This is a genomic window from Plantactinospora sp. B5E13 (genome assembly GCF_039871775.1).
Taxonomy (GTDB): domain Bacteria; phylum Actinomycetota; class Actinomycetes; order Mycobacteriales; family Micromonosporaceae; genus Plantactinospora.
This window is the reverse complement of sequence record NZ_JBDPLT010000010.1, coordinates 94,834-113,300: the sequence shown is the minus strand read 5'-3', so window position 1 is coordinate 113,300 and position 18,467 is coordinate 94,834. Positions and strand designations below refer to the sequence as shown.

The following is an 18,467-nucleotide window of genomic DNA, read 5'->3' as shown; positions in this document are numbered from 1 at the left end:
GGACGAGCAGCACGTGCGGCGGCAGCTCCGGCCTTCACCGGTACATCGGGCGCGACGGGGACGGGGTACCGTGACTGGCGCATCGGCCCGCCGATCTCGGCACCCACCTCCGCCCACCCCTGCTGTCCGCACCTGGAGCCAGACCCGATGACCGACTCTCCGCCCCCCTCCTCGTACAACCCGTATGACCCGTCGGCGGCTCCGGAGCCGCCGACCACGCGGTTCACCCCGCTGCAGCCGGGCATTCCGGACGACGAGGAGCACCAGCCGACGGCGAGGTTCAGTCCGCCGCCGCAGCCGGGCCCGGTTGACGACCTGGCCGCGCCGACCGCCAGGTTCGCCCCGCCGCCGACCCCCGACGCCGAGGAGAACCAGCCGACCGCGAAGTTCGCCCCGCCGCAGCCGGGCCACGGGCAGCCGGCCCAGCCGACCACGTACGGCCAGGGCGGACAGGCCAACCCCTACGCGCCGACCGCCCAGCCCAACCCGTACGCGTCGCCGGCCACCGGTTTCCCGACGCCCCCGCAGCAGGCCGGTTACCCGCAGCCGGGCCAGGACGCCGCCGCGACGTACCCGCAGTCCGGGCCTCCGGCGACGTACCCGCAGTCCGGGCCTCCGGCCTCGCCATACCCCTCCAGCGGGGTCCCGAACCAGGACACCGGCTACGGGGTCTACCCGCCGCAGTCCGGCCCGCCTGCTCAGCAGGGTTACCCCGGCGCACAGCAGGGTTACCCCGGCGCTCAGCAGGGCTACCCGGGCGCACAGCAGGGCTACCCGGGCGCTCAGCAGGGCTACCCGGGCGCGCCCGGGCAGTTCCCGCCGCCCGTCGCCAAGAAGAGCAACAAGGGGCTGATCATCACCCTTGTGGTGATCGGGGTGGTGCTGATCATCGGCCTCTGCGGCCTCGCCTGCTGGGCCCCGTTCGGGTTCATGAAGGGGATGACGGACCTGGTCAACGAGGGCAGCCAGGTCAGCACCTCCAGCTACAGCCTCGTCGACCGAAGCGGCGTCACCGGCCTAGGGTGACGAGGTGACCACGACCGACAGCGATCCCCTGGTACGCCGGATGCGGCCGTTCGGCACCACCATCTTCGCCGAGATGTCGGCGCTGGCGGTCCGCACCGGCGCGGTCAATCTCGGCCAGGGCTTCCCGGACACGGACGGCCCGGCCGAGATGCTGGCCGCGGCGGTCGAGGCGCTGCGCGGCGGGCAGAACCAGTACCCGCCGGGGCCGGGCATCCCCGCGCTGCGTGCCGCGATCGCCGCGCACCAGCGCCGGTTCTGGGGGCTCGACTACGACCCGGACGGCGAGGTGCTGGTCACCGCCGGGGCGACCGAGGCGGTCGCCGCCGCGATCCTCGGCCTGGCCGAACCGGGTGGCGAGGTGGTCTGCTTCGAGCCGTACTACGACTCGTACGCCGCGTCGATCGCGCTGGCCGGCGCGGTCCGTCGACCGGTGACACTGCGTCCCGGCCCCGACGGGCGGTACGCCTTCGACCCGGCCGAACTGCGGGCCGCGTTCGGGCCGCGTACCCGGCTGGTGCTGCTCAACTCGCCGCACAACCCGACCGGCAAGGTCTTCGCCGCCGACGAACTCGCCCTGATCGCCGAGTTGTGCCAGGAGTACGACGCGTACGCGGTCACCGACGAGGTCTACGAGCATCTCGTCTTCACCGACGCCGGCGTGCCGCACGTTCCGCTGGCCACCCTGCCCGGGATGCGGGAGCGGACGCTGCGGATCTCGTCGGCCGGCAAGACCTTCTCCTGCACCGGCTGGAAGATCGGCTGGGCCAGCGGCCCGGCGCCGCTGGTCGCCGCGACGCTGCGGGTGAAGCAGTTCCTCACCTATGTCAACGGGGCGCCGCTGCAACCGGCGGTCGCGGTCGCGCTGGCCCTGCCGGACAGCTACTACCAGGGCTTCCTGGCCGACCTGCAGGTACGCCGGGACCAGCTGGTCGCCGGGCTGACCGACGCCGGGTTCGGGGTGCTGAGCCCACAGGGGACGTACTTCGTCACCGCCGACATCACCCCGCTCGGCGCGGACGACGGGCTGGAGTTCTGCCGCCGGCTGCCGCAGCGGTGCGGGGTGGTGGCGGTGCCGACCCAGGTCTTCTACGACCGCACCGAGGCCGGGCGCCGCCTGGTCCGGTTCGCCTTCTGCAAGCGTCCCGAGGTGCTGGCCGAGGCCGTCTCCCGGCTGCGCGGGCTGGCAACCGCGACCGCCTGATCCCCGCCGGGGCCGCTGGCCGACCGACACCCCGGTCAGCCGGTCGTCCCGGTTCAGGCGCTGTCGGCGAGGTCGGCACCGGAACCGTTCCGGCCTGTCGGCTCGCCGCCCGTACGGTGGGCCGGGCGGGCCGGGGCGCGGATCCGGTCCCCGTCGAGCAGCGCGGCCTCGGCGTCGTCGAGGAAGGCCAGGTCCGCCGCCACGTGTCGACCGGCGGCGGAGAGCAGCAGGCCGACCACCGGATCCGTCGCCTCCCGGCGCAGCGTGCCGAGATTGCGCAGCTCCCGCAGCAGGTGACCACGCTGGTTGGCGAGCACGGTACGCAGCACCCCGGCCGAATTGGACCGGGCGGCGGCGGTGAGTTTCAGGAAGAAGTCGTCGCGGAACCCGCCGCTGCGGGGACTCGGCTCGGCCAGCCACCGGTCCAGCTCGGCCCGGCCGGCCGGGGTGATCTCGTAGACCACCCGGTCCGGCTTGACCGGCTGCGCCTGCCGCTCGGCGCGGACCAGCTCGTCCCGGGAGAGCCGGTCGAGGATCTGGTAGAGGTGGCCGATGTTCAACGGTCCCCACTGTGGACCGACCGCCGCCTCGAAGGCGCCCTTCAGCTCGTAACCGTGGCTGCGTCCCTCGACGAGCAGCGCGAGCACCGCGTGCTGGATTGCCATAACGCTCCCATCTGGCCGCATCCACGGCCTCTTGCATTGTGACAATGTATGGCGGAGAGTGTCTTCGGCGGCCGAGGAAGATTCTGCGACAGCCGAGGAGAACTGGTGTGTTCGGATTCATCTGGCGACACCTGCGGGCCCGACTCCGGCGGTCGCTCGCCCTGCTCGCCGGCGTGCTCGTCGCGACCACCGGCTTTGTGGTGCTGACCAACGCCACCACCTCCGCCCACCTGCGGCTCACCGAGCAGGTTCAGTACGAGACCCGCGCCGCGTACGACATCCTGGTCCGGCCGAACGGCACCCAGACCACGCTCGAGACGCAGCGCCGGGTGGTCCGCCCCAACTACCTCTCCGGTCTCTACGGCGGCATCAGTCTCGCCCAGTACGAACAGATCCGGCAGACCCCCGGCGTCGACGTCGCGGCGCCGGTGGCGATGCTGGGCTACACGATCCACCCGATGTTCGCGTACTTCGACCTCACCGACGCGGTGGACCCGACCGCCGATCGTCAGGTGATCCGGGTCGACCCCACCTTCCTGGGCGAACGCGGCCTGTCCAAGACCGCCGCCAAGCCCCGGTACGTCTACCTGACCCGCAACCGGCTCGCCTATCCGATGGTGGAGGACGGCGGCTTCGGGGCGGACACCCTCTACACCGACGGCGAACGTTACCCGCTGAACGCCTGCACCAACGGCTACATCTCGCCCCGGGAGATCTTCCCGGACGGGCACACCGAACCGGTCTGCAACACGCTGGCCGAGGCCACCACCACCCGTACCGCCCCGGAAACCGACGTCAGCGAGGTGCATGCGGTCCGCCTGCTGCCGGACGGCCGGTTCGAGAACCCGCCGTACAACCCGACCCTCCCGGACTCCGCAGAACCCGCCGTCGACGAACGGCTGGTGCTACCGGTCCGCTGGCTCGTCCCGTTCCTGCTCGCCGCCGTCGAGCCGGAGGCCGAGGACAAGCTCGTCGGCCTCGCCGACGCGGTGGTCGACGGCCGGCCGCTGACCGCCCAGGACGTGACCGTCGAGGACACGCTGCTCGGCAACACCGTGCAGAACCTCCCGGTGCTGGCCGCCAGCCGCCCGTACGTCGACGGCACGGTCAGCGCCACCTACACCCGGTTGCGCCCGGACCGGGTCGCCGGCCTGCAACAGACCGAACTGCTCAGCACGCTCGGCGCCCTGCAGGGCGGCGAACCGACTGGTAGCGGCAGCGTGGAACTGGTCGAGAGATACCAGGAGGACATCCGGACCGCGATCGAGCGGGAGACGACCCTGTGGGGCTGGCTGAGCCCGCTGGTCCAGGCCGGACCCGTCGACCACGACCAACTGCCGGACGGCAGCCTGCGTCCCCGACCCACCGAGGGAGACCCGACGGTCTATCGCAACGACGGGTCCAGCACCGTCCTGGTGCCCTGGCTCACCGGCGACCTCGCCTTCCGGTCGATGCGTCGGCTCGCCGTGCCCGATCCCAACGGCCCGAGCCTCCTCGAACCCATGGCCTGGGCACCGGTGGGCATGTTCGACCCCGAACGGCTGACCGACTTCAGCACCCTCTCCGAGGTCCCGTTGGAGACGTACGCGGTGCCGTCGGCGGTCGGCGCCGACCAGGACAGCCGGGACGCGCTCGGCGACCGGCCGATGCTGCCGAGTGGCAACCCCGGTGGTTACCTCTCCAGCCCTCCCCTGCTGCTGACCAGCCTCGCCGGCGCGTCGAAGCTGCTCGAGAGCCGCAAGGACCAACAGGCGGCGGCCCCGATCAGCGCGATCCGGGTCCGGGTCGCCGGGGTGGACGGCTACACCGAGGGGGCGGAACAGCAGGTCCGGCAGGTCGCCGCCCAGCTCGCCGAACGTACCGGGCTGGACGTGGACGTCACCTTCGGCTCGTCCCCGGCTCCGCAGACCGTCGAACTGCCCGCCGGGTCGTTCGGCCGGCCGGAACTGCGGCTGACCGAGGGCTGGTCCTCGATCGGCGTGGCGTCGGTCATCGTCCAGGCCGTCGACCGCAAGAGCGTCGTGCTCTTCCTGCTGGTCCTGGTCGTCTGCACGCTGTTCCTGGCCAACGCGGTCTCCGCCGCCGTCCGGGACCGTCGCGGCGAACTGGCGGTGCTCGCCTGCCTCGGTTGGCCGGCCCGACGGATCGCCGCGGCGATCCTCGGCGAGGTCGCGTTGATCGGGCTCGCCGCCGGGCTGCTGGCGCTGCTCCTCGCCGCCCCGCTCGGCGCCGTCCTCGACGTCGACGTCGGCTGGCGGCGGGCGCTGCTCGCCGTACCGGTGGCGTTGCTGGTCGCGGTCGTGGCCGGTGCGGGTCCGGCGCTGCGGGCCGCGCGGGCCCACCCGGCCGCCGCCCTCCGCCCGGCGGTCACCCCGGTGCGCCGGGCCCGACGGGTACGTGGCGTACTCGGACTCGCCGTGGCCAACCTGGTCCGGGTGCCGGGACGGGCCCTGCTCGGCGCGACGGCCCTCGGCATCGGCGTCGCCGCGCTGACCGTGCTCGCCGCGATCAACCACGCGTTCCGGGACACCGTGCTGGGCAGCCTGCTCGGCGACACCGTCTCGGCGACCGTCCGGACCACCGACCTGGTCGCCGCGATCGCCACCGTGCTGCTCGGCGCGGCGGCCGTCGCCGACGTGCTGTACCTGAACATCCGCGACCGGTCGGCCGAGCTCGCGGCCCTGCGGGCCACCGGCTGGACCGAGGCCGCGCTGACCCGGCTCGCCGCGTACGAGGGGATCGGGATCGGCCTGCTCGGCGCGGCGGTCGGTGGCGCGCTCGGGCTCGCCGGCGCCGCCGTGCTGATCGGTGACCTGACCGGCGGGGTCCTGCTCACCGGGGCGGGCACCGCCGCCGCCGGGGCGCTGGTCGCCTGCCTCGCGGCGCTCGTCCCGGCGGCGCTGCTGCGCCGCATCCCCACCGGCCAACTGCTCGCGGAGGAGTGACCATGGCGAACACCGGGGTCCCGATCACGATCACCGGCCTGACCAAGACGTTCCGGAGTGGCGACCTCCCGATCGTCGCGCTCGACAACCTGTCGCTCGCGGTCGCCGCCGGTTCGGTGGTGGGGCTGACCGGACCGAGCGGCTCCGGGAAGTCGACCCTGCTGCACCTGGTCGGCGCGATGGAGGCGGCCGACGAGGGCACGGTTGTCGTCGGCGGCCAGGAGATCACCAGGCTCTCCCGGCGGGCCCTCGCCGGATACCGCCGGAGCGTGGGATTCGTCTTCCAGCGCTACCACCTGCTGCCCGCGCTCACCGCGCTGGACAACGTGGTCGCGCCGGTGCTGCCGTACCGGGTCGGGTTCGACCGGGTCGCCCGCGCCCGCGAACTGCTCGACGCCGTCGGCCTGGCCGGCCGGGAACAGGCGCTGCCGGCCCAGCTCTCCGGCGGTCAGCAACAGCGGGTCGCGGTGGCCCGGGCGCTGATCGGCGAGCCGGCGCTGCTGCTCGCCGACGAGCCGACCGGCAACCTCGACTCGACCACCGGCGCGGAGATCATCGACCTGCTGCTCCGGCTGCACGACGAGCGGGGGATGACGATCGTGCTCGCCACCCACGAGCAGCACGTGGCGGCCCGGTGCGACCGGCTGGTCCGGCTGCGCGACGGGCGGATCGCCGAGGAACTCGACCTCACCGGCGGCGACGACCCGGCCGAAACCCTGCACCGGGCGACCCAGCTCCGGCTCTGACCGCTCGTGGGAGGTCAGAGCCGGAGCGCCGTCAGACCCGGCGGGGCGCCGTCAGCAGGGGCTGGCGGCACGGACCTCGGCGGCGATCCGCTCGGCGATCTCCTGGGCGAGATCCAGGGTCAGTGCCTCGACCATCACCCGGACCAGTGGTTCGGTCCCGGAGGGGCGGAGCAGCACCCGACCGGTCTCGCCCAGTTCCGCCTCGGCCCGCGCGACCTCGTCGAGCACCCCCTGCGCCCCGGCGCCCACGGTCCGGTCCCCGACCGGCACGTTGATCAGGACCTGCGGCAGCTTCGTCACCACCGACGCCAGCTCGGCCAGGGACCGGCCGGTCGCCGCCACCCGGGACATCAGGTGCAGCCCGGTCAGGATCCCGTCGCCGGTGGTGGCGTACGCGGGCAGCACCAGGTGGCCGCTCTGCTCGCCGCCGAGCGCCAGCCCGGACGCCCGGAGCTCCTCCAGCACGTACCGGTCGCCGACCTTGGTCTCGACCAGCCGGATGCCGGCCGCGGACATGGCGAGGCGGAGGCCGAGGTTGCTCATCACCGTCGCGACCAGGGTGTCCCGGGTCAGCGTGCCGGCCTCCCGCATGGCGAGGGCGAGGATCGCCATGATCTGGTCGCCGTCGACCTCGTCGCCGTCGGCGGTGATCGCGACACACCGGTCCGCGTCGCCGTCGTGCGCGATGCCGAGGTCCGCCCCGTGCTCCTGCACCGCGGCGCGGAGCGCGTCGAGGTGGTTCGACCCGCACTCGTCGTTGATGTTGAGACCGTCCGGTTCCGCGTGGATCGCGATCACCTCGGCGCCGGCCTCCCGGTACGCCACCGGCGCGACCTCCGAGGCGGCGCCGTTCGCGCAGTCGACCACGATCTTGAGCCCGTCGAGGCGGTGCGGCACCGTCCCGACCAGGTGCTGTACGTAGTGCTCGGCACCGTCCAGCAGGTCGTGCACCCGGCCGATGGCGGCCCCGGTCGGCCGGGTCCAGCCGGCTGTGTCGTTCGCCTCGACGGCCGCCTCGATCCGCAGTTCGATCTCGTCGGGGAGCTTGTGCCCGCCGGCGGCGAAGAGCTTGATCCCGTTGTCCGGCATCGGGTTGTGCGAGGCGGAGAGCATCACCCCGAAGTCCGCCTTGGCCTCGCTGACCAGGAAGGCCACCCCGGGGGTCGGCAGCACGCCGACCCGGACCACGTTGGCGCCCGCGCTGGTCAGTCCGGCGACCACCGCCGCCTCCAGCATCTCGCCGCTGGCCCGGGTGTCCCGGCCCACCACCGCGAGCGGCGGATGGCTGCGGTCGGACTCGGCGAGGGTGTGCGCGGCGGCGACCGCCACCGCGAGCGCCAGCTCGGGAGTCAGGTCGGCGTTAGCGCGTCCGCGTACGCCGTCGGTGCCGAACAGCCGCCCCATGGTTGAAACCTCCGTCAGAGCGCACCCGTGGAAAAGACCTGGAAAGACCTGGAAAGCCCGAACGGCCGGTACCGCCACCGCAGAAAGGGGGGCGGTACCGGCCGTCCGGTCAGTAGTACAAAGGTGTGAAGCTGGTGATCAACGCTTCGAGTACTGGGGCGCCTTGCGGGCCTTCTTGAGACCGTACTTCTTGCTCTCCTTGACCCGGGCGTCCCGGGTGAGGAAGCCGGCCTTCTTGAGGGCGGGGCGGTCGTCCGGGTCGTTCGTGATCAGGGCCCGGGCGATGGCGAGCCGCAGCGCACCGGCCTGGCCGGTGATGCCGCCGCCACGGAGGTTGGCGATCACGTCGAAGGCCTCGGCCTTCTCGGCGGTCACCAGCGGCTCCTTGATCAGCTGCTGGTGGACCTTGCTGGGGAAGTACGCCTCCAGCTCACGGCCGTTGCAGGTGATCTTGCCGCTGCCGGGGACGATCCGGACCCGGACAATCGCCTCCTTGCGGCGGCCCACGGTCTGGATCGGGCGGTCGCCGCGCGGGGCCCGGACCACCGGGGCGGGCACCGGAGCGTCGGCGGTCGCGATGGTGTCGGTCATGCTGTTTCCTTCGCCCGCGCTCACTGCGCGATCTGCTTGATCTCGAACGGCACCGGCTGCTGCGCGGCGTGCGGGTGCTCGGCACCGGCGTAGACCTTCAGCTTCTTGATCAGCTGACGGCCGAGCTTGTTGTGCGGCAGCATGCCCTTGACGGCCAGCTCGATGGCCCGGTCGGGACGCTTGGCCAGCAGCTCCTCGTAGCGGACCTGCTTCAGACCGCCCGGGTAGCCGGAGTGCCGGTAGGCGATCTTCTGCTGACGCTTGTTACCGGTCAGCGCCACCTTGCCCGCGTTGACGATGACGACGAAGTCACCGGTGTCGACGTGCGGCGCGAAGGTCGGCTTGTGCTTGCCCCGCAGCAGCGTGGCGGCGTGGGTGGCCAGTCGGCCCAGCACGACGTCAGAGGCGTCGATGACGTGCCACTGACGCTCAATTTCACCCGGCTTCGGGCTGTACGTACGCACAGGTCTACCTTGTCTCGTCGTCGGTCTGGGGTCACGCACCGGTCGCCAGGCGCGTACGAACGACCAAGCGTACCTGAGGTACGTCCGCACCACCTGCTCGGGGCACGTCCGCTCTTGTCGGCACGCTTTCGGCTGTCACGTGAAAAATTGCTTGTCACACAACAGCAGGCAACGATACCCGGTCGCCGGCCTCGGGGTCAAAACGACCCCGGGCCAGCCGGTCCGGCGCCGGGCCCAGCTCACGGGCAGTCCGGAACCAGCCCTTTCCGGCGCCACGGACACCCGGCACGCGGTCGGCCGAGATCGAGCGCGGGACGACTCCGGCCGCCCCTCTCGTCACACCCCCGGCAGGGCGTGTCGGCGGGCCGGCCGGAGGTAGACCACCCAGGTGACCGCGAAGCAGAGGGCGTACCAGACGATGAAGGCGAGGTACGCCGCGTCGGCGGTCTGGTAGGCCAGGAACGACTGCCGGAAGGCGATGTTGACCAGCACACCGCCGAAGGCGCCGACCGCGCCGGCGATCCCGATCAACGCTCCGGAGAGCCGCCACGCCTGCCGCTGCGCGGTGGCCGCGTCGAGCCGGCCCGACGAGACCGCCAGCCCCGCCTTGGCCCGGAAGATCGCCGGGATCATCTTGTACGTCGACCCGTTGCCCACCCCGGAGAAGACGAAGAGCCCGATGAAGCCGATCAGGTAGAGCGGCAACGACCGCTCGCCGGAGGCGAAGTACACCAGCGCCGCACCGGCGGCCATCGCGGCGAAGTTCCAGAGGGTGACCCGGGCCCCGCCGAACCGGTCGGCCAGCCAGCCGCCGACCGGGCGGATCAACGAGCCGACCAGCGGCCCGAGGAAGGTCAGGTACGCCGCGTCGATCGGAGTGGCGAACTGCTCCCTGAACTGCACCTGGAGCACCTGACCGAAGGCGAAGCCGAACCCGATGAAGGAGCCGAAGGTGCCGATGTACAGCACCGACATGATCCAGGTGTGCGGGTCACGGGCGGCCTCCCGCATCGCGCGCTTCTCGTTGCGGACCCCGGTGATGTTGTCCATGTACCGGGCCGAGGCGAGCGCGGCGAGCACGATCAACGGGAGGTAGACAGCCGGCACCAGCCTCGGGTACGCGGCGCCCGCGGTCGCCAGCACCGCCAACCCGACCAGCTGTACCGCGGCGACCCCGATGTTGCCGCCGCCGGCGTTCAGCCCGAGCGCCCAGCCCTTGAGTCGTTGCGGGTAGAAGAGGTTGATGTTCGCCATCGACGAGGCGAAGTTGCCGCCGCCGACCCCGGCGAGGCAGGCCAGCACCATCAGCGTGCCGTACGACACGCCCGGCTCGATCAGGATCGTCATCGGCACCGCCGGCAGGAGCAGCAGCAGGGCGCTGACGATCGTCCAGTTCCGCCCCCCGAACCGGGCCACGGCCAGGGTGTACGGCAGCCGCAGGGCCGCGCCGAGCGCGGTCGGTACCGCGGTGAGCAGGAACTTGCCGGCCGGGTCGATGCCGTACTCGGGGCCGAGGAAGAGCACCATCACCGACCAGAGACTCCAGACGGAGAAGCCGATGTGCTCCGAGGTGATCGAAACGATCAGGTTGCGCCGGGCGATCGGCGCCCCGGTGGTACGCCAGAAGTCCGGGTCCTCCGGACGCCAGTCGTCGAGTTGGTGCCGGCGACCCGGTGGGCTGGCCTCGGTGGGATGCACCGCCGGGGCGGTGGCCGTACTGTCGGTGCCGCCGGGAGCGGCCGTCGTGCCCGTACGGGCGGCGGTGTCGGTCATGCCGCCCGAACGTAGGAGTCGGCGGTTTCCCGACCGTTCGCGTCACGGGTCGGGCCGGCAACGGTCCGCGCACGACCCGTCCGGCCAGGTGGTGAGACGGGCCCGCCCGACGACCTCAGTCCAGTTCGCGCCGGCCGCCGAAGACGGCGAACCGCCACGCCTTGTAGAAACAGTCGACGCCGACGAAACCGGCCTCGCCCAGCCAGCGGCACTGGTCCGGCACCGGGGCCGGCCGGTCGTGCGCCATCCGCTGCCGGGCGCCGGCGATCTCCTCCTCGGTGGCGCCGAGCGCGGTGATCTGCGCCTGCCACACCTCGTCGTAGCGCAGGTCGAGGTCGGGGGTCGGGCCGGCGACCTGGTCGGCGTTGACGAAGACGCCGCCGGGCACCAGGACCTGCCGGATCCGCCGGTACAGGTCGCGCTTGGTGACGTCGTCCAGGTGGTGGATGGCCAGGGCCGAGACGACCGCGTCGTACGGCCCGCCGGGCAGCGGCCCGGCCAGGTCGGCGACGACCGTCGTGTACGGCATGCCGCGCCGGACGAGGTGCCCCTCGGCGACCGCGAGCATCGCCGGCGCCGCGTCGAGCAGGGTCGACCGGATTCCGGGCACCGCACCGGCGAGCAGCAGGGTGAGTAGTCCGGTGCCGGCGCCGAGGTCGAGCACCGTCGGGACACGTCCGGAGGCGAGCGCGCGGCGCAGCGGCGGGGCGGCCACCTCCACCGCCGTGCCGTAGAAGTCGTCGAAGCAGGGCAGCAGCCGACGCCGGGATTCGTCGTACGTGCCGGCCGCCGCGTCGAAGAGGGAGGCCACCGCCATCACGCTTCTCCTGACAGGTGGAAGATCGGTCCCAGATACCGAAGCCGATCTTAGTCCCGGCCGGGGTCGGCGCCACCATCGTGCCACCGGGATACCGGCCGACCGGCTGCCCCGGCTCTGTGTGAGCGGCTCTTGACAGGCCCGAAACACACGGGACCCGGCAGTGAAACCGGCCGCCGGCACGCTTCCGGACATGACAGACGGTGCACGAGCTGCGACGCATTCGGGTGATGTGTCCCAGGACGTCGCCACGCACTGCCCGTACTGTGCCCTGCAGTGTGGCATGACGCTGCGCGCCGCCGGGCCCGGCGGCCGGGTCGAGGTACTGCCCCGGCAGTTCCCCACCAACCGCGGCGGGCTCTGTCAGAAGGGCTGGACCGCCGCCGAACTCCTCGACCACCCGGACCGGCTCACCACCCCGCTGCTACGGGACCGTCCCGGCGCCGAGCTGCGCCCGGCGAGCTGGGCCGAGGCACTGGACCGGATCGAAGGCGGGATCCGCGGCGTACAGCAGACGTACGGCCGGGACGCGGTGGCGGTCTTCGGCGGCGGCGGCCTCACCAACGAGAAGGCGTACGCGCTCGGCAAGTTCGCCCGGGTGGCGCTCGGCACCCGGAACATCGACTACAACGGACGGTTCTGCATGTCCTCGGCGGCGGCCGCCGGGATGCGGGCCTTCGGCGTCGACCGGGGGCTGCCCTTTCCACTGGCCGACCTCGGCACCGCCGACACCCTGCTGCTGGTCGGCGCCAACGTCGCCGAGACGATGCCGCCGCTGGTCCGCTACCTGGTGGAGCAGCGGCAGCGCGGCGGCACCCTGATCGTGGTCGACCCCCGGGCCACCGCGACCGCCCGGCAGGCCGACCTGCACCTGCAGCCCACCCCGGGCACCGACCTCGCGGTCGGCAACGCGCTGCTGCACATCGCCCTGGCCGAGGGCCTGCTCGACAAGGACTACATCGCCGCCCGGACCACCGGATTCGACGAGGTCCGCCGGGTCGCGGCCGGCTACTGGCCGGCCCGGGTCGAGCAGCTCTCCGGGGTGCCGGTGGCCGACCTGGAGGCGGCGGCCCGGGCGCTCGGCACCGCCGAACGGGCGGTCATCCTGACCGCGCGCGGCGCCGAGCAGCACGCCAAGGGCGTCGACACCGTCAGCGCCTTCATCAACCTGGCCCTGGCGCTCGGGCTGCCCGGCCGCCCCGGTTCCGGGTACGGCTGCCTCACCGGCCAGGGCAACGGCCAGGGTGGCCGGGAGCACGGGCAGAAGGCCGACCAGCTTCCCGGCTACCGACGGATCGACGACCCGGCGGCCCGGGAGCACGTCGCCGGCGTCTGGGGGGTCGCGCCGGAGGCGCTGCCCGGGCCGGGTGTGTCGGCGTACGAGCTGCTGGACGCGCTCGGCACCGCCGACGGCCCGAAGGCGCTGCTGGTCTTCGGCTCCAACCCGGTGGTCTCGGCGCCCCGGGCAGCCCGGGTCACCGACCGGCTACGCGCCCTCGACCTGCTGGTCGTCGCCGACTTCGTCCGCTCCGAGACCGCCGAGCTCGCCGACGTGGTGCTGCCCACCGCGCAGTGGGCCGAGGAGGACGGCACGATGACCAACCTGGAGGGCCGGGTGCTGCGCCGCCGGGCGCTGCGTCCGCCGCCGCCGGGGGTCCGGACCGACCTGGCGATCCTCGCCGAGCTGGCGGACCGGCTCGATCCGCCCTCGACGGTCGGTGCCGGGCCCCGGTTCCCGACCGAGCCGGACGAGGTCTTCGCCGAACTGCGCCGGGCGTCGGCGGGCGGGATCGCCGACTACTCGGGGATCAGCTGGGACCGGATCGACGCCGAGCAGGGGGTCTTCTGGCCCTGTGCCGCACAGGACCGGCCGGGCACGCCGCGCATGTTCACCGACCGGTTCCCCACCCCGGACGGCCGGGCCCGGTTCGTGCCGGTGGAACACCGGCCGGTCGCCGAGGAGGTGTGCCCGGACTATCCGGTGTACCTCACCACCGGCCGGGTGCTGGCGCAGTACCAGTCGGGGGCGCAGACCCGGCGGATCGACCCGCTGCGTCGGGCCGCGCCGAACGCCTTCGTGGAGCTGCACCCCGACCTGGCGGCCCGGCTCGGCGTCGACGACGGCGACGAGGTACGGGTGACCAGCCGGCGCGGCGAGATGCGGGCCCCGGCGCGGTTGAGTCCGACGATCCGCCCGGACACCGTCTTCGCCCCGTTCCACTGGGCGGGTACGGCCCGGATCAACTCGGTGACCAGCGACGCCCTCGACCCGGTCTCCCGGATGCCGGAGTTCAAGGTCTGCGCGGTCCGGGTCGAGAAGGTCTGAACGAGGTCGGGGCGCAACGGCGGTGGGGGCGCGACAGAAGCGGGGTCCACGAGGGCGTGGACCAGGGGTGTGGAGGACGGACGGGAACGAGCGAGAGGCGAGCAGCGTGGGCAACCCAGGCAACCGGATCGTCATCGTCGGACACGGCATGGCCGGCGCCCGGCTGGCGGCCGAGCTACCGGCCCGGTCGCCGGACGTGAAGGTGACCGTCCTCGGCGCCGAGCCGCACCGGGCCTACAACCGGATCATGCTGTCCAGCCTGCTGGCCGGCAAGGTCGACGAGGCGGGTGTGGAGCTGGCCGAGGCGGCCGGGCACGGGATCGACGTACGACCGGGGGTCGAGGTGACCTCGATCGACCGGGCCGCCCGGACGGTCCGCACCGACCGGGGTGACGTGCTCGGCTACGACCACCTGGTGCTCGCCACCGGTGGCCGGGCGCTGATCCCGCCGCTGGCCGGTCTGGACCCGGACCGGCTGCCGGAGCGGATCGCGGTCTTCCGTACCCTCGGCGACTGCCGCCGGATCCTCGCGATCGCCGACGCCGCCCGCCGGGCGGTGGTGCTCGGCGGCGGGCTGCTCGGTCTGGAGGCGGCCCGGGGCCTGGCCACCCGGGGTCTGGACGTACAGGTGGTGCACCCGGTCGGCCACCTGATGGAACGGCAACTGGATCCGGCCGCCGGGGCGGTGCTGGCCCGGACCCTGGCCGGGCTCGGCGTCACCACCCACCTGGAGGTGGCGGCGACCGCGGTCGAGACCCGCGGCAACGAGGTGGTGCTCACCCTCTCCGACGGCCGGCAGATCAGCACCGACCTGCTGGTCCTCTCCTGCGGGATCCGTCCGGACGTGGCGTTGGCCCGGTCCGCCGGGCTGACCGTGAACCGGGGTGTGGTGGTCGACGACCGGCTGCGGACCAGCGACCCGGACATCTCGGCGATCGGCGACTGCGCCGAACACGACGGCATGGTGGGCGGCCTGGTCGCTCCGGCCTGGGAACAGGCCCGGGTGCTGTCCCGGGTGCTGACCGGGGACAACCCCGGCGAGCGCTACCGGCCCCGGCCGCCGGTGACCCGGCTGAAGGCGGCCGGGATCGACCTCGCCGCGATGGGCGACCCCGGGTTCGGCGGTGGCGCCGACGTCGAGGAGCTCAGCTTCTCCGATCCGAGCCGGGGGACGTACGCCCGGTTGCGGATCGTCGGCGAGCGGCTGACCGGCGCGATCATGCTCGGCGACAACCCGGCGGTCGGCACCGTGATCCAGCTCTTCGACCGGGGTACGCCGGTGCCGCTGGACCGCCGGACCCTGCTGCTGGGCCGCAGCCGCGACGCGGCGGCTCCGGCCGCCGTCGAGTCTCCGGCGCTGATGCCGGACGCGGCGACGGTCTGTCAGTGCAACACCGTGCGCAAGGGTGCGCTGGTGCGCTCCTGGCGCGCCGGGGCCCGGTCCATGGACGAGCTGGTCGCCGCCACCCGGGCGACCACGGGCTGCGGCAGCTGCCGGGACGCCGTCGAGGGGATCCTCGGCTGGCTTTCCACAGTAGACACGCCGGACGCGGCGGAGGAGGTGGCGGCCTGATGGGGACGTCGGAGCGGGTTGTCGTCATCGGCAACGGCATGGTGGGACAACGGTTCGTCGAGGCACTGCGGGCCCGGGACACCGCCGGCCGCTGGCAGGTCACCGTACTCGGCGAGGAGGGTCGACCGGCGTACGACCGGGTGCGGCTCTCGGCGTTCTTCGACGGGGTCAGCGCCGAGGAACTCAGCCTGCACCGGCCCGACGGCGGGGTCGACCTGCGGCTGGGCGAGCCGGTCACCACCATCGACCGGGAGCGTCGGGTGGTCCGGACCGGAGCCGGCGAGTACCCGTACGACGCGGTGGTGCTGGCGACCGGCTCGTACCCGTTCGTGCCGCCGATCGACGGCGCGTACGTCGACGCCGGGCCGGACGCACTCGGCCCGACGCCGGCGCTGCGTCCCGGGGTCTTCGTCTACCGCACCCTGGACGACCTGGCCGCGATCCGCGACTTCGCCAAGGGCCGGCGGACCGGGGTGGTGATCGGCGGTGGCCTGCTCGGCCTGGAGGCGGCGAACGCGCTGCGGCTGCTCGGGCTCAACACCCACGTGGTCGAGTTCGCCCCCCGGCTGATGCCGGTCCAGGTCGACGAGGCCGGCGGTGCGATGCTGCGCCGGTACGTCGAGGAGCTCGGCGTCGTCCCGCACCTCGGGGTGGCCACCACCGCGATCCGGTCCCGCCCGGACGGCGGGCTGGCCGGGCTGACCCTCTCCGACGGCGGCTGGCTGCCTGCCGACCTGGTGGTGGTGGCCGCCGGCATCCGTCCCCGGGACGAACTCGCCCGGGCCGCCGGGCTGGACCTCGGCGACCGCGGCGGGGTACGGGTCGACGACACCTGCCGCAGCGCCACCGACGAACGGATCTGGGCGGTCGGCGAGTGCGCCGCCGTCGACGGGGTCTGCTACGGCCTGGTCGCGCCCGGCTACGCGATGGCCGAGGTGGTGGCCGACCGGCTGGTCGGCGGTACGGCGAGTTTCCCCGGCGCCGACACCTCGACGAAGTTGAAACTGCTCGGGGTAGACGTCGCCGCGTTCGGCGACGCGCACGGGCAGACCCCGGGCTGCCTCGACGTCACGTTCGTCGACCCGGCCACCCGGGTGTACGCCAAACTGGTCCTCTCCGACGACGCGAAGACCCTGCTCGGCGGGGTGCTGGTCGGGGACGTGACGGCGTACCCGACGCTGCGGGCCAGCGTCGGCGGTGCGCTGCCCGGCGCCCCGCTCGCGCTGCTCGCCCCGGCCGGGGACGGCGCCGGGACCGGGGCCGGGATCGCCGCGCTGCCCGGCACCGCCCAGGTCTGCTCCTGCAACGGGGTGACCAAGGACCAGCTGGTCGGGGCGATCGCCGAGGGCTGTGCGGACGTACCGGCGCTGAAGGAGTGCACCCGGGCCGGGACGAGCTGCGGTTCCTGCGTACCGATGCTGAAGCAGCTGCTGGCGGTCTCCGGGGTACAGCTCAGCAAGGCGCTCTGCGAGCACTTCGACCACAGCCGGCAGGAGCTGTTCGACATCATCCGGGTCCGCGGCATCACGACCTTCTCGCAACTGGTCGCCGAGCACGGGCGCGGCCGGGGCTGCGACATCTGCAAGCCGGCGGTCGCCTCGATCCTGGCCTCGCTCGGCAACGGCTACGTGCTCGACGGCGAGCAGGCGACGCTGCAGGACACCAACGACCACTTCCTGGCCAACATCCAGCGGGACGGGACGTACTCGGTGGTGCCGCGGATCCCGGGCGGGGAGATCACCCCGGAGAAGCTGATCGTGATCGGCGAGGTGGCCCGGGACTTCAACCTCTACACGAAGATCACCGGCGGGCAGCGGATCGACCTGTTCGGCGCCCGGGTCGAGCAGCTGCCGAAGATCTGGAGGCGACTGGTCGACGCCGGTTTCGAGTCCGGCCACGCGTACGGCAAGGCGCTGCGCACGGTCAAGTCCTGCGTCGGCTCCACCTGGTGCCGGTACGGAGTGCAGGACTCGGTCGGGCTCGCCATCGCGCTGGAACTGCGCTACCGGGGACTCCGCGCCCCACACAAGATCAAGTCTGCGGTCTCCGGCTGCGCCCGGGAGTGCGCCGAGGCCCGGAGCAAGGACTTCGGGGTGATCGCCACCGAGGGCGGCTGGAACCTCTACCTCGGCGGCAACGGCGGCTTCCGACCCCGGCACGCCGAACTCTTCGCCACCGACCTGTCCACCGAGGAACTCGTCCGCTACGTCGACCGGTTCCTGATGTTCTACATCCGCACCGCCGACCGGTTGCAGCGGACCGCCGCCTGGGTCGAGGCGATGGACGGCGGGCTGGACCACCTGCGGGCGGTCATCGTCGACGACTCGATCGGACTCTGCGCCGACCTCGACGCCGCGATGGCCCGGCACGTCGGGTCGTACGCCGACGAGTGGCGGGAAACCCTCGCCGACCCGGACCGGCTGCGCCGGTTCACGTCCTTCGTCAACGCGCCGGACGTACCGGACCCGTCGATCACGTTCGAGGTGGAACGGGGACAGCCCGTTCCGGCCCTGGGAGAACGCCGACCGGTGGCGCTCGGCCTCCCGACGAGCATGGGGGTACCGAATTGACCCGGGACACCACGATCAACGACGGCCGTCGGTGGACGCCGATCTGCCCGTACTCCCGGTTGGAGCCGGAACGCGGGGCGGCGGCGCTGGTCGACGGCGAGCAGGTCGCCGTCTTCCGGACCTACGACGACCAGCTCTTCGCCATCGGCCAGCGGGATCCGATCGCCGGCGCCCACGTGATGTCCCGGGGCATCGTCGGCAGCCGGGGCGACATTCCGACCGTCGCCTCCCCGCTGCACAAGCAGGTCTACGACCTGCGGACCGGCGAGTGCCTCGACGTGCCCGGCGTCCGGGTGCCGACCTACCCGGTGCGCTGCCGCGACGGCCTGGTCGAGGTGGCCACCGGGCCGGCCCCGACGCCGGATG

Annotated in this window: 13 protein-coding genes and 1 pseudogene; 8 read left to right on the top strand and 6 right to left on the bottom strand. The window is 73.0% G+C overall.

The annotated features are described in order from the left end of the window. Positions 1–147: 147 nt before the first annotated feature. Positions 148–1,026 (top strand): hypothetical protein, encoded by an 879-nt coding sequence (locus ABGB05_RS12095; RefSeq protein ID WP_347653335.1) that lies wholly within the window; start codon positions 148–150, stop codon positions 1,024–1,026. A gap of 4 nt (positions 1,027–1,030) precedes the next feature. Then, entirely contained in the window at positions 1,031–2,227 is a 1,197-nt protein-coding gene (locus tag ABGB05_RS12090; protein ID WP_347653334.1) for a pyridoxal phosphate-dependent aminotransferase, read from the top strand. A gap of 53 nt (positions 2,228–2,280) precedes the next feature. On the opposite strand, the gene ABGB05_RS12085 is transcribed toward ABGB05_RS12090, so the two are convergent. After that, positions 2,281–2,892 (bottom strand): PadR family transcriptional regulator, encoded by a 612-nt coding sequence (locus tag ABGB05_RS12085; RefSeq protein WP_347653333.1) that lies wholly within the window; start codon positions 2,890–2,892, stop codon positions 2,281–2,283. 107 nt (positions 2,893–2,999) lie between these two features. Between ABGB05_RS12085 and ABGB05_RS12080 the strand changes: the two genes are divergently transcribed. Both ABGB05_RS12080 and ABGB05_RS12075 read left to right on the top strand, forming a co-directional pair. Continuing rightward, entirely contained in the window at positions 3,000–5,837 is a 2,838-nt protein-coding gene (locus ABGB05_RS12080) for an FtsX-like permease family protein (protein ID WP_347653332.1), read from the top strand. 2 nt (positions 5,838–5,839) lie between these two features. Further along, complete coding sequence (locus ABGB05_RS12075) at positions 5,840–6,583, top strand: ABC transporter ATP-binding protein (RefSeq protein ID WP_347653331.1); 744 nt, start codon at positions 5,840–5,842, stop codon at positions 6,581–6,583. Between the two features lie 51 nt (positions 6,584–6,634). Here ABGB05_RS12075 and glmM read toward each other — a convergent pair whose 3' ends face one another. From glmM to ABGB05_RS12050, 5 genes are all read right to left on the bottom strand, one after another. Next, positions 6,635–7,987: a phosphoglucosamine mutase gene (glmM, locus tag ABGB05_RS12070; protein ID WP_347653330.1), complete on the bottom strand. Its 1,353-nt coding sequence runs from the start codon at positions 7,985–7,987 to the stop codon at positions 6,635–6,637. Between the two features lie 138 nt (positions 7,988–8,125). Then, on the bottom strand, positions 8,126–8,578 hold the full coding sequence (gene rpsI / locus ABGB05_RS12065) for a 30S ribosomal protein S9 (protein ID WP_347653329.1): 453 nt from the start codon (positions 8,576–8,578) through the stop codon (positions 8,126–8,128). Between the two features lie 20 nt (positions 8,579–8,598). Then, on the bottom strand, positions 8,599–9,042 hold the full coding sequence (gene rplM, locus ABGB05_RS12060) for a 50S ribosomal protein L13 (protein ID WP_347653328.1): 444 nt from the start codon (positions 9,040–9,042) through the stop codon (positions 8,599–8,601). Between the two features lie 336 nt (positions 9,043–9,378). After that, positions 9,379–10,815 (bottom strand): nitrate/nitrite transporter, encoded by a 1,437-nt coding sequence (locus ABGB05_RS12055; protein WP_347653327.1) that lies wholly within the window; start codon positions 10,813–10,815, stop codon positions 9,379–9,381. A gap of 115 nt (positions 10,816–10,930) precedes the next feature. Then, positions 10,931–11,632 carry a methyltransferase domain-containing protein gene (locus ABGB05_RS12050; protein ID WP_347653326.1) on the bottom strand — a complete coding sequence of 234 codons (702 nt, stop codon included), beginning with the start codon at positions 11,630–11,632 and terminating at the stop codon, positions 10,931–10,933. Between the two features lie 193 nt (positions 11,633–11,825). Here ABGB05_RS12050 and ABGB05_RS12045 point away from each other — a divergent pair, with 193 nt between their 5' ends. The 4 genes and pseudogenes from ABGB05_RS12045 to nirD all read left to right on the top strand — a co-directional run. Beyond that, positions 11,826–13,958: a molybdopterin oxidoreductase family protein gene (locus ABGB05_RS12045; RefSeq protein WP_347653325.1), complete on the top strand. Its 2,133-nt coding sequence runs from the start codon at positions 11,826–11,828 to the stop codon at positions 13,956–13,958. 106 nt (positions 13,959–14,064) lie between these two features. Next, positions 14,065–15,531 (top strand): FAD-dependent oxidoreductase, encoded by a 1,467-nt coding sequence (locus ABGB05_RS12040; protein ID WP_347653324.1) that lies wholly within the window; start codon positions 14,065–14,067, stop codon positions 15,529–15,531. Further along, positions 15,531–18,101, top strand: coding sequence for a nitrite reductase large subunit NirB (nirB, locus tag ABGB05_RS12035; protein ID WP_347653323.1), 2,571 nt, complete (start codon positions 15,531–15,533; stop codon positions 18,099–18,101). Before ABGB05_RS12040 ends, nirB begins: the two co-directional genes overlap by 1 nt. 14 nt (positions 18,102–18,115) lie before the next feature. Next, positions 18,116–18,439 (top strand): annotated as a pseudogene (gene nirD / locus ABGB05_RS12030) (nitrite reductase small subunit NirD); the annotation flags it as partial. Between the last annotated feature and the right edge of the window lie 28 nt (positions 18,440–18,467).

Coding starts and splice junctions, on each gene's coding strand:
- ABGB05_RS12095 (WP_347653335.1), top strand. CDS start 148: ATGACCGACTCTCCGCCCCCCTCCTCGTACAACCCGTATGACCCGTCG.
- ABGB05_RS12085 (WP_347653333.1), bottom strand. CDS start 2,892: ATGGCAATCCAGCACGCGGTGCTCGCGCTGCTCGTCGAGGGACGCAGC.
- ABGB05_RS12075 (WP_347653331.1), top strand. CDS start 5,840: ATGGCGAACACCGGGGTCCCGATCACGATCACCGGCCTGACCAAGACG.
- glmM (WP_347653330.1), bottom strand. CDS start 7,987: ATGGGGCGGCTGTTCGGCACCGACGGCGTACGCGGACGCGCTAACGCC.
- rpsI (WP_347653329.1), bottom strand. CDS start 8,578: ATGACCGACACCATCGCGACCGCCGACGCTCCGGTGCCCGCCCCGGTG.
- ABGB05_RS12055 (WP_347653327.1), bottom strand. CDS start 10,815: ATGACCGACACCGCCGCCCGTACGGGCACGACGGCCGCTCCCGGCGGC.
- ABGB05_RS12050 (WP_347653326.1), bottom strand. CDS start 11,632: ATGGCGGTGGCCTCCCTCTTCGACGCGGCGGCCGGCACGTACGACGAA.
- ABGB05_RS12045 (WP_347653325.1), top strand. CDS start 11,826: ATGACAGACGGTGCACGAGCTGCGACGCATTCGGGTGATGTGTCCCAG.
- nirB (WP_347653323.1), top strand. CDS start 15,531: ATGGGGACGTCGGAGCGGGTTGTCGTCATCGGCAACGGCATGGTGGGA.